Below are 17,238 nucleotides of genomic sequence, written 5' to 3'. Positions count from 1 at the left end.
GGCCAATCATGTGACTTACCTCATAGCAGAAACTTTGTGAAAAAGATAACATATGCTTGTAAAACAATTGCGGAGGTGTTGTCAGATGGTAATGAAAGAATCCGATATTGTGAAAAAAGAAGCAGCGACAAATGCGTGGCGGGCATTTAAACCGGGTGCCTGGCAGAAGCACATTGACATTAATTCATTTATTGAGAGAAATATAACACCCTATGAGGGAAATGAGGATTTTCTGGCTATTCCTACAGATGCAACGAAGGCGCTTTGGCTTCAGGTTGGTGAATTGCTCCGTCAGGAGAGGGAGAATGGCGGCGTGCTTGACATCGATGTGAACACGATATCGACCATTAATTCACATGGGCCCGGATACATTGATTCATCGTACGAAAGGATTGTCGGCTTGCAAACAGATGCTCCGCTGAAGCGTTCCATCCAACCATACGGGGGCATCCGAATGGCAGTTGATGCTTGCGAAGCTTACGGATACAAGCTGCCATCGGACATAGAGCAGTTATTCACTGAAATCCGCAAGACCCATAACCAAGGCGTGTTCGATGCTTATACGACGGAAATGCGATCAGCTCGAAAAGCCGGTATTATTACCGGGCTTCCGGATGCTTACGGCCGTGGACGTATTATCGGGGATTATCGGCGGGTTGCACTTTATGGGATAAATCGGTTAATTGCAGAGAAGAAACAAGACCTTCTGCAGTTTGAAGTGGATTCTATAACAGAGGAGGTTATTCGCGCCCGAGAGGAGACTTCGGAACAAATTCGCAGTCTAGAGGAATTGAAGCGTATGGCACTATCGTACGGCTTCGATATTTCGGAGCCTGCCATCAATGCACAGCAAGCGGTTCAATGGTTGTACTTTGCTTATCTTGCTGCTATTAAAGAGCAGAACGGTGCTGCGATGAGCTTGGGGCGTGTATCGAGCTTCCTTGACATTTATATCGAGCGCGATTTGGCTGAAGGGACTTTGAACGAGTCTGAGGCGCAGGAAATCATAGATCATTTTGTGATGAAGCTGCGGATTGTAAAGTTTCTGCGGACCCCGGATTATAATGAGCTGTTCAGTGGGGATCCCACATGGGTTACTGAATCTGTCGGTGGAATGGGGTTGAATGGCAAGACACGCGTAACTCGAAACTCCATGCGGTTTCTGCATACGCTGTATAACCTCGGACCGGCACCGGAGCCGAACTTAACCATTCTTTGGTCCACAGCGCTACCGGAAAACTTCAAAAGGTACTGCGCGAAGGTCTCGATTGAAACGAGCTCCATCCAATATGAAAACGATGATTTGATGCGTCCTTATTTCGGTGATGATTACGGAATCGCCTGCTGCGTATCCGCGATGCGCATAGGGAAGCAAATGCAATTTTTCGGTGCCCGGGCAAACTTGGCCAAAGCCTTGTTATATGCCATTAACGGAGGCATTGATGAGAAGCTGGGCATTCAAGTCGGACCTGAGATGTCTCCTATCACATCGGAGGTTCTTGACTTTGCTGAAGTGAAGGCCAAATTTGAAAGGGTACAGGATTGGCTGGCACGCCTATACATGAACACATTGAATGTTATTCACTATATGCATGACAAATATTGCTATGAACGTATTGAAATGGCGCTGCATGATCGTGAGATTTTACGTACGATGGCTTGCGGGATCGCCGGCCTGTCCGTTGTCGCCGATAGCTTGAGCGCTATTAAATACGCGAAAGTCCGCCCTATTCGTAATGAGAAGGGGATTGCTGTCGATTTCGAGATCGAGGGGGAATACCCTCAATACGGCAACAATGATGATCGAGTCGACGGCTTGGCAGTCGAGCTCGCAGAGTCGTTCATGAACAAGCTGCGCAAGCACAAGGCATACAGGGGCGCTATGCCAACGATGTCGGTGCTCACCATCACTTCCAATGTGGTGTATGGGAAGAAAACCGGGAGCACGCCGGACGGCCGACAAGCGGGAGAGCCATTTGCACCCGGAGCTAACCCGATGCACGGGCGGGACCGCAAAGGTGCGCTCGCCTCGCTTGCATCGGTGGCCAAAATTCCGTATGAGCACAGCTTAGACGGAATTTCCAACACCTTCTCGCTGGTTCCAAAGGCGCTTGGCAAAGAGCCACAGGTGCGGATCAACAATTTGGTATCCCTGTTGGATGGCTATGCGGCTAGCGGAGGACATCATCTGAACGTCAATGTGTTCGAACGTGAGCAGCTGCTCGATGCGATGGAGCATCCAGAAAACTATCCGCAGCTGACGATACGCGTTTCGGGTTACGCCGTTAATTTTATCAAATTAACCAGGGAGCAGCAGCTTGATGTAATCAACCGCACGTTCCACGGAGCCATCTAGAACTACAGCACAAGAGAGGAGCGTGGCCTGTATGAAAGGCCGAATTCATTCAATAGAAACCTTCGGAACGGTGGACGGGCCGGGTATTCGCTTTGTTCTGTTCATGCAAGGCTGCGCACTGCAATGCCAGTTCTGCCACAATCCGGATACATGGGATACCGAGGGAGGAAAGCAGGTCACAGTAGATGAGATACTTAAAGAGCTGGAGCCTTACTTGGAGTATTACCGAAGGTCCGGAGGAGGCATTACAGTCACCGGTGGGGAGCCAACACTGCAGGCAGGCTTCGTGGCTCAATTGTTCAAGGAGTGCAAGGCGCGGTACGGGTTGCATACAGCACTTGACTCTTCCGGCTTTTGTGAGCCGGATCATGCAGAAGAGCTTATGAAAGTTACGGATCTTGTGTTACTTGACCTGAAGCAGATGAATAAGGCGAAGCATGAAGCCCTAACAGGCCAATCTAATGATAGGATTCACCGTTTCGCCAGCTGGCTGTCGGAGCATAGGAAACCGGTATGGATCCGCCATGTTCTGATTCCTGGCATTACGGACAGCTTTGAAGATTTATATGCTCTGGGATCTTTTATAGGAACTTTGGGAAATGTGCAAAAGACTGAGCTGCTTCCTTATCACCGCATGGGCATATATAAATGGCAGCAGCTAAATAAAGCTTACCCGTTAGAAGGTGTGCCTACACCGTCCGAGCGCGAGGTGGAACGTGCATGGGGAATTATGCAATCGGGTATTGCAGCATCTCTTGGGACAATGAATTTGGAAGACAGAGTGGAACTTACCTGATACAGGAGCTGAGGATCGATGACTGAATTAAAGCAGAAGCAAGCTAACCCAACTGATCTTACCTTTGCTTTCGAACGCCTCAAGAATGAGCATATTTGTTTATACAACGCTATCCATCAATTAGAAAATAAGGCCAAGCTTCTTAATAAAATAGAGAGGCCAGCAGAATATGTAAGTAAGCTGGCAGACCTGCGTGATCAAGCGCTCAGCGTGATTGCGGAGCTGGATAATCATTCGAAGTGGGAGGATAACGAGCTGTTTCCCCTGTTAACGGAATATTTCCAATTGCCTGACCGTCCTCATACAACGACGTCACTATGGATGCTGGAGCATGAGCATGAACTAGCTAACTTGTTTTTCGGTTATTTCTTGGATGAAGCGGATATTTGCTTAGCTCAGCAAAAGCGTCCTTCATGCTCCGGTTTAACCGATCAGCTGCTGCAAGCATGCCGATTGGTCAAAGAGCATCTGCAAACAGAAGAGGAAACCATGCTTCCTTTGGAAGAAGAGCTATTCATGGATACGGATGCAGTAATCTGATCAACGAGAAAAGTCAGGTATCCGGTTTTTGACTGGATATCGGGCTTTTCTTGTCTAGAATTCAGCAGTCCTCAACCTGCTTAGGGGTTACCTATGATTTTTGTCATAGTTAATTTCTGCCAACATTGTGTATAATCCAAAAGAGTCAATACTATGGATTTGGGGGCTGCTTCATGTCACTCGGTTTGATAAAAAAAATGGTCATCGGCGTAACGGGTGTTTCTGCTGTAACTTATGGAACCAGTGCCTTTTTTATTTTTGTATTAAAGGATAGGTTTGCTGGACTTCTACCGGATTGGATGTTCATTTCATTGACCCTTGGTATGGGTATATTCTGGACGGGATTTCTTGGTTGGCTCATGGCGAGATGGATCGTAAAGCCGTTATTGCAGTTCACGGCTGTCGCTAATGAAGCTGCTGCGGGAAATCTGCAGCTTACCATTCCCGAGCATCGTTCCAAGGATGAGCTTGGTATTTTGAACCGGTCCTTCAGCTTTATGGTCAATCAGCTTAGGAAGATCGTTCAAGATATCACACAGAACGCAGTAGCAGCGAGCCAAAGCACAGCGGCGCTTAGTGAAGCGATCCTGCAGGCTACAAATCAAGCGGAGCGGATCTCCCTGATTTCAGAGAAGATTGCTACAGGAGCAGAACGGCAGAAGGCGGAGTTTATGCAATCCTTCCAAGCTATGGAGCAAGTAACGCAAGCTGCGATTGAGGTGAGCGAGCAAGCGGAACAAACATGTACCTTCTCCTCGCAAATGGTCCAAACGATTGAGGAGAGCAGTCAAGTCGTCAGATCGTTGGTGCATACCCTAATGGGGTTATCCGAGTCAGGGGGAGAGACCATCGAGGTGGCAGCGCAGCTAGAAGTGTATGCCAAGGAAATTGGGAACGTGACCCATCTGGTAGGTGAGATTGCCTCGCAAACGCATCTCCTTGCGTTGAATGCAAGCATCGAGGCAGCCAGAGCTGGCGAGGAAGGACGTGGATTCTCAGTTGTTGCTCTGCAGATAAGGAAGCTAGCCGAGCAAAGCTCGAAGTCTGCTCAAGAGATTGATGAGCTAATTTGGCAAATTCAGAGTAAAGTGGATGACGTTGTGGAACGGTTAAAGCAGCAAGGAGAAGCCATGCATCGGGAAGCATCTAAGGGGGAGCAGACGGAACAAGCTCTTCAGATGATTAGAAGCAGTGCCCATGAAACGGAAGGCGCCGTACTTCGTATCGCTCAGACGGTAGATAAGCAAGCGGTAAAAATCCAGGATGCTGGACAGAAGCAACGAATCATAGATACCATTTCGCAAGATATATTAAATTCCGCTCGGCAAGCAGCTGCCTCTACTCAGGAGCAAAGCGCATTCATGCAGGAAATTGCTTCCTCTTCTGAATTGCTGCAGCGTCAATCGGATTTACTGAAAGAAAAAGCATCCGTGTTCCGCACGTAGCACGTAATACGAAAGCGGAGAAATGAAGCGCAGCCGAAGGTGCAGCACGATCATGCAGCTGATTGCTCGAATCGTAAGCGGTTCCTGCCTGCAGAATCCTCCTTAGATGCAAGGGGGAGGCTGCTTCTTTTTTTATTGATTGTGATTATTTTCACATTCAAAGTGATTTCGTAGAGCTATACTTTGATTATAAAAAGGCAGCAGCCTTATCAAAACGGAGGGATACCCTATGAAAGAACATATGTCTACTACTCTATTTACTACAATTGGACATCCGCTATATGAATTGAATGAAGCGGTTCAAAGGCTGGAAGAGGAGCATGTATTTCTGCAGGAGCAGCTTAGTGAATTATACGGTAAGGCCAAAGCAATAGGCTTGAATGAGGATGTGATCAACTGGGGCGGTGCGCTGCGAGATTTAAGAAACAACGCTGCCGCTTTTCAAAGAGATCTGGAAGGACATATGAACTGGGAAGAAGAAGCTATGTTTCCAATGATCGCTTGGTACTTCGGTGAAGAACTCCAACAATTCACTTTGATGGAGCAGGAGCATGAATTGGCTGAACTATTTATTGATGCCTATCTTGAAGCGGTTGAAGGGATTGTTAAACCTGTAGATGGTATGGAAGCCCGAGAAATGGCATCTTATTTGCTGCAAGCTCACGCTATACTGAACAATCATTTCCGTAAAGAAAAAGAGATTATCACTGCAATGACGGATCGTTCAAATAACTATGGTGGCTTTTGAATTAGCGAATCGATAATCGGATATCTGAGGCTTATTCGATAACATAACTTTTAATATGGAGGGGTAGTAATGGGCTTTGTTAAACCGGATCAAATCGCCCTGCGAACCCTGCAGGCCGGGGTGAAAAAAGCGAATATGCCGCTTTCTGTCCAGCTTCCGCTTGGTTTTGCTGCGGGGGCATTTATTGCACTTGGATTTTTATTAGCCATCCGAGTAAGCGCGGGCTTGCCTCCTGAATGGGAAGGCTTCAGGAGCTTTATGGGAGCTGCGGTATTCCCGTTAGGTCTTATACTTTGTTTGGTTGCAGGGGGTGAGCTTCTCACCGGCAACATGATGGCTTTGCCCTTCGCCTCTATGGCTGGCAAGGCTTCCTATTGGCAGGTAGCTAAGAACTGGCTGATCATCACTATAAGCAACTTCGCTGGAGCCATCTGTGTTGCTTACGTGTTCGGTCATCTCGGAGGGATGACGGAGCATGGGCCGTACTTAGCTCAAACCGTGGCTATGACCCATGCTAAGCTGGAGGAACCGTTCCTCGTAGCCTTTATCTCGGGGATCGGCTGTAATTGGTTGGTCTCTTTGGCCGTCTGGATGGCTAATGGTTCAGACGAAGGCTCCGGGTTGATCCTTGCAGTTTGGTTCCCTACTATGGCCTTTGTCGCTCTAGGATTTCAACACGTTGTCGCCAATATGTTTCTAATACCGGCAAGTATTTTTGCAGGGCAGGCGACTTGGGCTCAGTATGTAACCAATTTTGTTCCTGTTTTCCTGGGAAATGCCGTTGGCGGCAGCCTGTTCGTTGCAGGAATATACCGTTTGGCTTATCGCAAATCACTTCAATAAATGTTTACCGTGATTTATCTCACATCCATCCGTGCTTGCAGGACGTATACTTAAAGCAATTCTACTGGAAAGCTGGTGTACAATATGTTTTGCACTAAGATTTTGGTTGCTTTTGACGGTTCGGAATTATCTGAAAAGGCGTTGGACAAGGCCGTAAAAATCGCTCAAACAAATGTGGATATTGCTTTGCATGTTATTATCGTTGTAAAATTTCATGCGTTTATAGCAGGTGCTTATCCCGTTATTACTGAAAATTTTTATGAATCCGATCTGAAATATGGAAACGAGATTGTGAAGAGACTGGAGAAAGAATTGTCGACATTGGCAAATCCTCATTCAGTTTCATTGATACAAGGAACTCCGGAGAACGAAATTCTCCAATTCGCAAATGAGCAGGGCTCCGATCTGATTATTATGGGCAGCCGAGGGCTTACTGGACTGAAGGAGATGTTTCTGGGAAGTGTCAGCCATTATGTTGTACAACACGCTGAAGCTCCGGTGTTAATTATTAAGTAACTACATGAAAAAGCGGCGAGCTTAAATAAAAAAGGAGGCTTGATTTCCTTTCAATCATGTGATTAATTTCACATACTAACCTGCCGAATTCAGCTACACTGGAGTCAGAAAGAACAAAACAAATTCTAATAGGAGATGGTATCCATGTTAGTTAATTGGCTTAGAGGGAACAAATATGCTGCGGTAATTCTAATGATTACTCGTTTGTACCTTGGTTATAGCTGGTTGACGGCAGGCTGGCATAAGCTTACGGCAGGGTTTGACGCCGGTGGATTTCTGAAAAACGCGGCAGCCAAGCCGGTCATTGACAAAGCCACAAACGAGCTTGTTTATCCGACCTTCACGGCTTTTCTGAATGGATTTGCGGTTCCTAACGTCAAATTAATCAATATCATGATACCTTTTGGGGAATTTTTGGTAGGTCTTGGGCTCTTGCTAGGATGCTTAACTACCATTGCCGCTTTCTTCGGCCTACTGATGAATTTCATGTTTCTGTTCGCTGGCACCGTGAGCACAAATCCATGGCTGGTATTGATTGGAGGGATCATCATTCTTGCCGGGGCAAACGCGGGTAAATTCGGTGTTGATCATTACTTGCTCCCCTACATGCATCATTGGTTCGATCACCGTAATCATGGGGTCAAGGGTAAAAACGGCCACACGCCAAATCATGCTTAACCTCTAGTCTCATTGAGTGTTAAGCGCCTTGCCTTTACACCTTGGGGGCCGTGTAGTAGCCAGAAGGCAGAGGAAGAAATGCTTCATATTGGAGGGAATGTGCATGAAAAATAATTATCATTCAATGGAGTCAGGTACTGCACACTCGACTGAATTATCCGCGGCACTGGATCGTTTGACCCAGGAGCACGGTGAGCTCATGCAGGTACTGTTGGATATGGAGAGTCAGGCCAGGCAGCTAGAGCAGGAAACAGACATGAGCAAGGCTCTCCCATCGCTTTTGCATCTGAGACTTTGGGTGAAGGCATTTATGCAGGAATTGGAGCGGCACTCCGAATGGGAGAAGAAGGAGCTGTTTCCTTTTCTAAATAACTATTTTCACCAAGAACTATCGCCTTCAATGATCCCTTCATTCTGGGCGCTGGAGAAAGATCATGAACTGGCTGAGGAGTATATACAGTATTTTTTAAGAGCCGTTCATGAAGTTAAGCAGGAATCGGAGCTTGGACAGCTTCATCAGGCTTTGGCTTATCTTATTCATGCTTGCCGGATTCTTAAAGAACATTTGGCGAAGGAAGAACAGCTTGTTTTTCCAATGACCGAACAGGTTTTAACGGATTTGGATTATTTATTTTCCTGAAAAAGCGAAGGTTCACAAAGTAAGTTATTTTCAAAAAAAGTAAGGGGCGGATCACGATGAGACAGATCATACATGGAAAAAACATGGAAGTTACCTCGGTTCTTGGCGACTATGCTAAACGTAAGCTAGGTAAACCTATCGGTATGTACGATGTAGAAGGGGATATGCATATAACCCTATCTGTGCAGGGTCATAAGCATGAGCATACAGTGGAGGTAACGATACGGTTTTACGGACTGACGCTGCGAGTGGAAGAGAAGCAGGACGATATGTACGCAGCCATTGATCTGGCAGCTGATAAGCTGGAGCGCCGGATGCGGAAGCTGAAGGAAAAGGTCCAAGGCAGACTGCGCAAGCAGGGGCTTGAAATTCCTGAGCTTGCGAATATCGCTGAAGTCGAGGTGGCGGGAGCCGAAGATTTCGAAGTGGTCCGTACGAAGAATGTGTTTCTGAAGCCGGTCGATGTGCAGGAAGCGATACTGAACATGAAGCTGCTGGACCATGATTTCCATCTGTTCCATAATCGGGAGACGAATCTGACGGAGCTAGTCTATAAGCGCCAAGATGGCTCTTTCGGGCATATCTCACAAGCTTGATTCTGCGATAAGTTATTATTCTAACCAAGCAGTTATCTATCACCTGTGTCATGCGGATATTCTCGAAAATGGAAACAAAGTATCAGAGTGGAAAAATATACGAATCATGGAGGCGGGACTAATGGCTGTAAAAGAGAAGCTGGAAGCTACAGGTGGAACTCCGGCGCAGGAAGAAGTGAATCGGCTGGTAGAAAAGGCAAAGAAGGCGCTCCATTCCTTCATGCAGCTGAACCAGGAACAGGTGGATACCATCGTTCAGCAAATGGCTTTAGCCGGATTGGATCGGCATATGGCTCTTGCTAAGCTGGCCGTTGAGGAGACGGGCAGAGGGGTTTATGAGGATAAAATTACTAAGAATTTATTCGCCTCCGAGTATATTTATCACAGCATCAAATATGATAAAACGGTCGGCGTGATTGAAGATAATGCTTATGAAAATTATCAAAAGGTTGCCGAGCCCGTCGGTATTGTGGCAGGTGTAACACCGGTAACGAACCCTACCTCCACTACGATGTTCAAGGCACTTATTGCAATAAAGACGCGTAATCCTATTATTTTTGCCTTCCATCCTTCAGCCCAGAAGTGCAGTGAAGCCGCTGCTCGAACGGTAATGGAGGCGGCAGTAAAGGCTGGTGCTCCTGAGGGCTGCATTCAGTGGGTCGAGCATCCATCTCTGGAGGCAACCAGCCTGTTGATGAATCATCCGGACGTGGCGCTGGTACTTGCAACAGGAGGCTCCTCTATGGTAAAAGCCGCTTACAGCACGGGTAAACCAGCACTAGGTGTCGGACCGGGCAATGTACCTTGCTTTATCGAGAAAACAGCTGATTTGCAGCAATCGGTTACGGATTTGATCTTATCTAAGACATTCGACAACGGTATGATTTGTGCTTCTGAGCAGGCGGTTATCATTGAAGAGCCCGTCTATGCACAAACCAAACACCTGATGAGTGAGATGGGCTGCTACTTCTTGAATAAGGAAGAAACGGAAGCGGTGTCCAAGCTGGTCATCAATCCTGAGAAGTGTGCCGTTAACGCTGTTATCGTAGGACAGCCGGCTGTCAAGATCGCTGAGATGGCAGGTATTTCTGTACCTTCGGATACGAAAATTCTGGTAGCTGAGCTGACTGGAGTAGGTGAAGCTTATCCGCTGTCTGCTGAGAAGCTGAGTCCGGTTCTGGCTTGCTATAAAGTGAAAAATGCGGCCCAAGGCATCAACCGGGCAGCCGAAGTGACAGCATATGGCGGCATGGGGCACTCCTCGGTGATTCATTCCAAGGATGATCAAGTTATTGCAGATTTTGCAGCGGCTCTCAAAACAGGCCGTGTCATTGTAAACGCACCTTCTACCCATGGCGCTATCGGAGATATTTACAATACGAACCTGCCGTCCTTAACTTTGGGCTGCGGCTCCTATGGGCATAACTCTACAACCTCGAACGTAACGGCGGTCAACCTGCTTAACATCAAACGTGTTGCCTATCGAACCGTGAATATGCAGTGGTTTAAGATTCCGCCTAAGGTTTATTTTGAAAAAGGCTCGACACAATATCTTGAGAAAATGCCGGATATTTCCCGAATTCTAATCATAACGGATCCGATGATGGTAAAGCTCGGCTATGTGGAACGTGTTGAATATTATTTGCGGAAACGTAAAACACCCGTTTATATCGAAGTTTTTGCGGATGTAGAGCCTGACCCGTCTGTAGATACGGTAGAGCGCGGTACCCAAATGATGGAGAGCTTTCAGCCGGACTGCATTATTGCTTTGGGCGGGGGCTCCCCGATGGATGCGGCAAAGGCGATGTGGCTGTTTTATGAATACCCGGATACGAGCTTCCAGTCATTGAAGCAAAAATTTATGGATATACGGAAGCGGGTCTATAAATATCCGCGGTTGGGGAAAAAGGCTAAATTCGTTGCAATCCCGACGACTTCAGGGACCGGCTCGGAAGTGACTTCCTTCGCCGTTATTACGGATAAACGGGAAGGCAATACCAAGTACCCGCTAGCAGATTACGAGCTTACGCCGGATGTAGCCATCATCGACCCGGATTATGTGTACAGCTTGCCTAAAACAGCGGTAGCTGATACTGGTATGGATGTGCTGACTCACGCGATTGAAGCGTATGTGTCTGTAATGGCCAACGACTACACCGATGGCTTGGCGATCAAAGCTATTCAATTGGTATTTGAATACTTGGAAAAGTCTTGGGCTACAGGGGATACGTTGGCGAGAGAAAAGATTCACAATGCTTCTACTATTGCAGGTATGGCCTTCGCGAATGCTTTCTTGGGAATCAACCACAGCTTAGCGCATAAATGGGGAGGCGAATTTCATACCGCACATGGTCGGACCAATGCGATCTTAATGCCTCATGTCATCCGTTATAACGCTCAAAAGCCAACGAAGTTTGCTTCGTTCCCGAAATACGGACACTTTATTGCAGATCTACGCTATGCTGAAATTGCCCGTATTCTGGGGCTTCCGGCGAGGACGACAGAGGAAGGCGTGAACAGCTTGATCGAGGCAATCCGCAAGTTGAATCAGGCGCTAGGAATCCAGTCTTCCTTCGCGGAGCTCGGAATTGATCCCCAGCTGCTCGAAACCCGCGTCGACGAACTGGCTGACCGCGCATTCGAAGACCAATGCACGACCGCAAATCCGAGGATGCCTTTGGTAACAGAGCTGGCTGAGCTTTATCGGAAAGCATTTTATGGGAAGTTTGAGTAGAGCAGGCGATCTTTATCGTGAAGCATTCTATGGGAGGTTTGAGTAGAGCAGACGGAGCTTTATCGTAAAGTATTCTATGGGAAGTTTGAACAGAGCAGGCGGAGTTTTATCGTAAAGCAATCTATGGGAAGTTTGAGTAGAGCAGTCGGATCGCAGATCCGTTGAAGCAATTGCAGTTGGAGGGGCTGTTCCGAAGGTCGTAGACCTAGAGGGACAGCCCCTTTTTAAGCTGTAGGGGAACTGAGATGCTCTATTTTAAAATGCACACGTGTTCATTCAAGTGAAACGGAAGTACGATCCCTTATTTGCAAAATAACGGAGCATTTTGGCTGGTTAGAGACGAAATAACGCACTGTACTTCCGGGAAATCATGAATTCGATAGGATGCAAGTAAATAGTGAACTGACGTTCCGTGAGAGAGTAAGGTAGTAAGAGTAAGAGTAAGAGTAAGAGCGACCTTTCCTGGATTATTAACGAAAGTGAGAACTCAATGAAGCTATAGTTCGATAAGTCGCACCCGCCGGGCATGAGGTTGAGGTGATTGTTCCTGAAGGATATGAGATAGTATAAAGCTTACGAGCTAAACGGACTGAACGCCTTGGCGACCAGTCTGTGTTGTGGCGATCGATGCGAGCAGTTAAAATTTCATAGTCGCAGCACAATCTAAAAATTGTATCTGTTTTTCAATAATTTATAGATGTTGAGCCAGTGCGAATGTAATACACTAGCCTAGAGTTATCTAATCGATATAGGCTTGGATCATTTATTAATCGTGCGCAAAGGTTTAAAATATTGTATATTACGGAGGAAGTCATCTATGTCTATAATTGGAGCTCTTAAATCCAGTTCCTGCATTACACGTTATCCTAATAATCCAATCCTGTCTTCCAGCGACGTCCCTTATAATCCTGCCCTTGTTTTCAATGCTGGCGTCACTAAGTTTGAAGGTCAGTATGTCATGATGTTCCGCAACGATTATGGCGACATTGGGAATGAAACGCTGCTTCCTATTAACACAACGAACCTGGGGCTTGCGTACAGTAAAGACGGTATCCATTGGAAGGTTCAGGAGAAGCCATGCTTCGGCATGGAGAATGAAGAGATTATTAGAACGTACGACCCGCGTCTTACTGTCATTGATGGGCGTTGTTATCTTTGTTTTGCTGTAGATACCAAACACGGGGTACGGGGGGGAGTAGCGGTTACCGATGACTTCGAGAACTTCGAGATTCTTAGTCTTTCAGCACCGGACAACCGCAACATGGTATTATTCCCCGAGCGGATCGGAGGCAGATATGTACGGCTGGAGAGACCATTTCCTGTCTATGGCAAAGGTGGAAAGGACAGCTTTGACATATGGATTTCCGATTCTCCTGATTTGAAATATTGGGGGAATACAGAGCTGCTGATGGGCTTGGAGCAGGTGCCGTTCGCCAATGATAAGATTGGACCGGGAGCGCCTCCAATAAGAACCTCTCACGGCTGGCTGACAACGTTCCATGCTGTTGATATTGACTCTTCCCGTGGTAAAAACGGCTGGGAGCCGTTCTGGAGGAAGCGTTATTCAGCTGGGATCATGCTGCTCGATTTGGACAATCCGCATAAGATCATCGGCATGTGCCAAGAGCCTTTACTCGCACCAGAGTTTAGCTATGAGACGGATGGAGGGTTCCGTAACGATGTTATTTTCCCTGGGGGAATGATATTGGAGGACAGCGGAGAGGTCAAAATATACTACGGGGCGGCAGATACGGTGGAATGTCTGGCGACAGCCGATGTAAACGATTTAATCCGATTATGCTTACCCAAGTAATCGGAGCAGCCTTGCTTTAATAAATTCCGTTAATCTGTAGGGAAGTTGTGTGACAGCAGCTTCTCTACTTTATTTGTATTTGCTATTAGTCAGTTAGTGCCGCTCTCAGAGGGGGAATTCTCAAAAGTGAAGCATCGGCATGTTCTTCAATATATCAATCAACATTTTAAAGTGAAATTAATTCTGATTCTGTCTGTCATTATTATTGTTTGTTCTTTGGTTACCGGGTATGTTTCTTACCGAATATATTTGAACCTGTTTGAAAGCGAAATCAGCAAGCAGTATCTTAAGACAAGTGAACAAACGATAGAGCAGATTGGTTTCAAAATTCAAGATATGTACCGTATTACCGACTTTATTATTTTTCATCCTCTTGTAGAGCAAATTGTCAAAGGTATGAATGCCGAGCCCAGAGAAGGAGAGAGCAGGGAGTACCGGAGGTTTATATTGGAGAGGGATTTAGCGGATATTCTACTTCCCTTAAAGAATGAAACACCACAAATCCGTGCGCTATATATCGTAGATCTGCAGGGCAATAATAATTATTTCAGCCATACGAATCCTTCAATTCAAATTATATTTCCTGATTTTTATGAGCTGGTAAAGAACGGTATGAAATCTCCTTCCGGCGAAATTGTGTGGCAGCGGTTGAAAATTCCGGATTCCTCCGAACCATCTGGGGAGAAAAATAGCTTAGTAGCTGCCCGGGTGCTCAAATCTCCCAAACAGCAAGAGATATATGGAATGCTTATCTTGATTATCGACGAATCGTACCTGGCAAGTCCGTTGGATCCGCTTATGGCAGGCCGAACTACAGGGGCATATATATACGATCAATACAATCGGCTGCTCTATGGCAGGGAGCCGGAGGGAAGGAACGGATTTGTGCCGGAATGGGAAAAGCGGGAAGGGACTTTTATACAGCGTAACAACGAGGAAGATTATTTGTTTGTCAAAAGCTTGTATGAGCCTCGTTCATTCACACTGGTAAGCGGAATTTCACTGGCTGATATTGAAGCCAAAGGTCGGAGCGTATATCATGTAGCCCTAATTTCCGGTCTGATCAGTGTAATTCTTATGGCGGTTAGCGTATCGTTCATCAGTGGCAGATTACTCCGGCCGCTGCATGTGTTAGTGACCGCTATGCAGCGGCTGCGCGAAGGGAATTTGCGCGTCGAAATTTCCAAAACCTCCAATGATGAGTTTGCTTTTCTGGCCGAGAGCTTCAATAAGATGGTAGCTGATATTCAATCGTTAATTCAGGAAGTGTATATAAGCAAGCTGAGTGAGAAGGAGGCTGAGTTGAAGGCGCTTCAGGCTCAGCTGAACCCTCATTTTTTGCATAATGCCCTTAATTCTATTTATTGGAAAATCATGCTGCTCTACGATGATGCGGAAACGGCTTCACTTGTGACCAGCTTGTCAGAGCTGCTTCGATATTCCTTGGCCTCTGTCTCTACACCAAGTACGCTGCAGGATGAGCTGGCTCAAGTCCGTAATTACATTACCATACAGGAAGCGCGACATGGAGAGGGCTTGAACGTCAGTATTGAGGCGGAGGATGAGCTGAAAGTCTGCCGGATGCAAAGGCTGCTGCTCCAGCCGTTAGTGGAGAATGTGTTTGTTCATGCATTTCGGGATCAGACATCCGACAAGCGCTTGACGATTCGAGCTTATCGTAAGGAAGCGGAGCTGCATATTGATATAGAGGACAACGGGTGTGGGATACAGCCTGATACGATACATAAGCTGCTAGATGATCGATCCGTCTATGATGCGCGCAGAGAAAGAGAGAGCATAGGTGTTCGAAATGTCATTAGGCGTATTTATTTGGTACATGGAGAGCCATACCGATTGGAAATCCGACGTATGCAGCAGGGAACGAAGGTAAGGTTGATTCTGCCGTGTGAAGCCTGCATGCCATTAAAGGAGGGAGGGACGATAGATGAATCAAATCCTTCTTGTTGAGGATGAGCCTTTGTTCCGCAAGGGGCTCGCGAAGCTGATAACAGATTCAGGCACAAACTGGAATGTATGTGCGGAAGCAGAGAATGGACAAGAGGCGGAGCCATTGATTGCGGAATGGCTGCCAGACCTCGTCATTACCGATATTAGAATGCCTTTAATGGATGGCTTGGAGCTGTTGAAGCGTGTGAAAAGCAGGTTCCCTGATATTGAGTTTATTGTCATTACAGGCTTTCAGGACTTTCAATATGCTCAAACGGCGCTACGTTACGGTGCACTTGACTTGCTTGTGAAGCCTTGCAGCAAACAGGATATTTATGATGTGCTGGATAAAGCGGATGCCCTTGTATCGGAGAAGCAAGCCAGGCTTCGCAAAGAGGAGACGGAGCATCAGCTGCTGCTGGAGAATACCCTGCGGGCGATATTTCTGAGGTTTCCTTTTATTACCGAAGCGGTTGAAGAGCTGGAGAGAAGCCTGGGTGGCTGCAAGCTCATTTTGTTCCAAATTACCGACTACTACCCCTCCCGCAAGGAATATACGAAACGTGACGTGCCTTTATTGCAGTTTGCTGTCTTGAACATTATTAGTGAATTGTTAGACATGCATGGGATTCAAGGTAAGCTGCTCCTGATTGAGTACGGACGATATGCACTGCTCTTGAAGGATACGGCTCGGGAACAGTCGGTTTGTGCTGCCGTTTGCGAAACGGTGGGGCGTCTGCTGGGATTAACGGTCTCTGCGCATCCCTCAGGGGTAATACCAGGCGTAACACATCTGGCGGATCTGTATGAGGCTAGTATGGAGGAGGCAAAATTGTTTGAACGTGCGGATAAGGAGAATGGCATGAAAACAGCCTTTCCGATTAACCGAGCCCGTCAGCAGCTGATCAGTGCGCAGATGGTTGCTTTGATAGTAGCTGGACAAATTGAGCTGTTGAAGCAGTATTTGAACACGCTTATTAAAGAGGTGCGGATGATGCCCATGGAAGCCGGGAAAATTGAGGGCTTATCGGTTAGCTTCGCGCTTCAGGATATAGCCCGCAAACAGTTTGAACAGGAGCACGAGCCACAGCTGTTGGCCGAGCGAATCAGTAGGTTGCATGGTTGCGATAGTATAGATGAGGTATACGCTTGGATACAGGCGGAAACGGAACGGTTTATGGCCAATTTTGTTGTGTGGCAGGAAAAATACAGTGAAAATGCGGTTTCGAAGGCGGTCCGTTACATGGAAGACCATTATTCCGAATCGCTCCCTCTACAGCAGGTGGCTTCGCAGATACATTTGAATGCAGCCTATTTCAGTCATTTATTCAAAAAGGAAACCGGGCGCAGCTTCGTGGATTATTTAGTCGAATTGCGTATGGAGAAAGCCAAGCAGCTGCTTGCCAATACGGATATGAAAATTACTGAAGTTTCTGGCAGGATCGGCTATGATTTGCCCAATTATTTCGCCAAGCTGTTCAAGCAGTCGACAGGCCTTACACCCAAGGATTACCGCAAGCTGCATCAAGGTTAATTAATAGTGACGCTCAAGTTGTCTAATAAGACAATTTGGGCGTTTTTCTGAT

14 protein-coding genes are annotated in these 17,238 nt (G+C 46.8%); all 14 read left to right on the top strand.

What is annotated here, in order from left to right; genetic code table 11:
* Nucleotides 1-85 precede the first annotated feature (85 nt).
* The 14 genes from pflB to GC093_RS00720 all read left to right on the top strand — a co-directional run bounded on the left by pflB (nucleotide 86) and on the right by GC093_RS00720 (nucleotide 17,186).
* Nucleotides 86-2,356, top strand: a complete 2,271-nt coding sequence (pflB, locus tag GC093_RS00785; RefSeq protein WP_171649934.1) for a formate C-acetyltransferase — start codon at nucleotides 86-88, stop codon at nucleotides 2,354-2,356.
* A 31-nt stretch (nucleotides 2,357-2,387) separates the two neighbouring features.
* The gene (gene pflA, locus GC093_RS00780) at nucleotides 2,388-3,152 is read left to right on the top strand and encodes a pyruvate formate-lyase-activating protein (RefSeq protein ID WP_171649933.1); all 765 of its coding nucleotides are present in this window, start codon (nucleotides 2,388-2,390) and stop codon (nucleotides 3,150-3,152) included.
* Between the two features lie 18 nt (nucleotides 3,153-3,170).
* Entirely contained in the window at nucleotides 3,171-3,692 is a 522-nt protein-coding gene (locus GC093_RS00775) for a hemerythrin domain-containing protein (protein ID WP_171649932.1), read from the top strand.
* Nucleotides 3,693-3,865: 173 nt separating this feature from the next.
* A complete protein-coding gene (locus GC093_RS00770; protein ID WP_171649931.1) occupies nucleotides 3,866-5,137 on the top strand; it encodes a methyl-accepting chemotaxis protein in 1,272 nt (423 codons plus the stop codon).
* Nucleotides 5,138-5,366: 229 nt separating this feature from the next.
* Entirely contained in the window at nucleotides 5,367-5,885 is a 519-nt protein-coding gene (locus tag GC093_RS00765; RefSeq protein WP_171649930.1) for a hemerythrin domain-containing protein, read from the top strand.
* A gap of 69 nt (nucleotides 5,886-5,954) precedes the next feature.
* Nucleotides 5,955-6,728, top strand: coding sequence for a formate/nitrite transporter family protein (locus GC093_RS00760; RefSeq protein ID WP_171649929.1), 774 nt, complete (start codon nucleotides 5,955-5,957; stop codon nucleotides 6,726-6,728).
* Nucleotides 6,729-6,812: 84 nt separating this feature from the next.
* Nucleotides 6,813-7,244: a universal stress protein gene (locus tag GC093_RS00755; RefSeq protein WP_171649928.1), complete on the top strand. Its 432-nt coding sequence runs from the start codon at nucleotides 6,813-6,815 to the stop codon at nucleotides 7,242-7,244.
* A gap of 144 nt (nucleotides 7,245-7,388) precedes the next feature.
* A complete protein-coding gene (locus tag GC093_RS00750) occupies nucleotides 7,389-7,922 on the top strand; it encodes a DoxX family membrane protein (protein ID WP_171649927.1) in 534 nt (177 codons plus the stop codon).
* A 103-nt stretch (nucleotides 7,923-8,025) separates the two neighbouring features.
* Complete coding sequence (locus tag GC093_RS00745) at nucleotides 8,026-8,562, top strand: hemerythrin domain-containing protein (protein WP_246313207.1); 537 nt, start codon at nucleotides 8,026-8,028, stop codon at nucleotides 8,560-8,562.
* A 56-nt stretch (nucleotides 8,563-8,618) separates the two neighbouring features.
* Nucleotides 8,619-9,158: a ribosome hibernation-promoting factor, HPF/YfiA family gene (hpf, locus tag GC093_RS00740; RefSeq protein WP_171649926.1), complete on the top strand. Its 540-nt coding sequence runs from the start codon at nucleotides 8,619-8,621 to the stop codon at nucleotides 9,156-9,158.
* A gap of 121 nt (nucleotides 9,159-9,279) precedes the next feature.
* On the top strand, nucleotides 9,280-11,892 hold the full coding sequence (gene adhE / locus GC093_RS00735) for a bifunctional acetaldehyde-CoA/alcohol dehydrogenase (RefSeq protein WP_171649925.1): 2,613 nt from the start codon (nucleotides 9,280-9,282) through the stop codon (nucleotides 11,890-11,892).
* 817 nt (nucleotides 11,893-12,709) lie between these two features.
* On the top strand, nucleotides 12,710-13,705 hold the full coding sequence (locus GC093_RS00730; RefSeq protein WP_171649924.1) for a glycoside hydrolase family 130 protein: 996 nt from the start codon (nucleotides 12,710-12,712) through the stop codon (nucleotides 13,703-13,705).
* Between the two features lie 126 nt (nucleotides 13,706-13,831).
* Nucleotides 13,832-15,673, top strand: coding sequence for a sensor histidine kinase (locus GC093_RS36540; RefSeq protein ID WP_171649923.1), 1,842 nt, complete (start codon nucleotides 13,832-13,834; stop codon nucleotides 15,671-15,673).
* The gene (locus tag GC093_RS00720; protein WP_171649922.1) at nucleotides 15,651-17,186 is read left to right on the top strand and encodes a response regulator transcription factor; all 1,536 of its coding nucleotides are present in this window, start codon (nucleotides 15,651-15,653) and stop codon (nucleotides 17,184-17,186) included. Before GC093_RS36540 ends, GC093_RS00720 begins: the two co-directional genes overlap by 23 nt.
* The last annotated feature ends 52 nt before the right edge of the window (nucleotides 17,187-17,238 follow it).

The sequence above is a fragment of the Paenibacillus foliorum genome, from assembly GCF_013141765.1.
Lineage (GTDB): Bacteria > Bacillota > Bacilli > Paenibacillales > NBRC-103111 > Paenibacillus_S > Paenibacillus_S foliorum.
The sequence above is the reverse complement of the archived record's forward strand: the minus strand, read 5'-3'. Positions and strand labels throughout refer to the sequence as shown.

What these genes read in the sequence shown, in the direction of transcription:
- GC093_RS00745 (WP_246313207.1), top strand. Translation starts at nt 8,026, where the DNA reads ATGAAAAATAATTATCATTCAATGGAGTCAGGTACTGCACACTCGACT.
- GC093_RS00755 (WP_171649928.1), top strand. Translation starts at nt 6,813, where the DNA reads ATGTTTTGCACTAAGATTTTGGTTGCTTTTGACGGTTCGGAATTATCT.
- GC093_RS00750 (WP_171649927.1), top strand. Translation starts at nt 7,389, where the DNA reads ATGTTAGTTAATTGGCTTAGAGGGAACAAATATGCTGCGGTAATTCTA.
- GC093_RS00770 (WP_171649931.1), top strand. Translation starts at nt 3,866, where the DNA reads ATGTCACTCGGTTTGATAAAAAAAATGGTCATCGGCGTAACGGGTGTT.
- hpf (WP_171649926.1), top strand. Translation starts at nt 8,619, where the DNA reads ATGAGACAGATCATACATGGAAAAAACATGGAAGTTACCTCGGTTCTT.
- pflB (WP_171649934.1), top strand. Translation starts at nt 86, where the DNA reads ATGGTAATGAAAGAATCCGATATTGTGAAAAAAGAAGCAGCGACAAAT.
- GC093_RS00760 (WP_171649929.1), top strand. Translation starts at nt 5,955, where the DNA reads ATGGGCTTTGTTAAACCGGATCAAATCGCCCTGCGAACCCTGCAGGCC.
- pflA (WP_171649933.1), top strand. Translation starts at nt 2,388, where the DNA reads ATGAAAGGCCGAATTCATTCAATAGAAACCTTCGGAACGGTGGACGGG.
- GC093_RS00765 (WP_171649930.1), top strand. Translation starts at nt 5,367, where the DNA reads ATGAAAGAACATATGTCTACTACTCTATTTACTACAATTGGACATCCG.
- adhE (WP_171649925.1), top strand. Translation starts at nt 9,280, where the DNA reads ATGGCTGTAAAAGAGAAGCTGGAAGCTACAGGTGGAACTCCGGCGCAG.
- GC093_RS00720 (WP_171649922.1), top strand. Translation starts at nt 15,651, where the DNA reads ATGAATCAAATCCTTCTTGTTGAGGATGAGCCTTTGTTCCGCAAGGGG.
- GC093_RS00775 (WP_171649932.1), top strand. Translation starts at nt 3,171, where the DNA reads ATGACTGAATTAAAGCAGAAGCAAGCTAACCCAACTGATCTTACCTTT.
- GC093_RS00730 (WP_171649924.1), top strand. Translation starts at nt 12,710, where the DNA reads ATGTCTATAATTGGAGCTCTTAAATCCAGTTCCTGCATTACACGTTAT.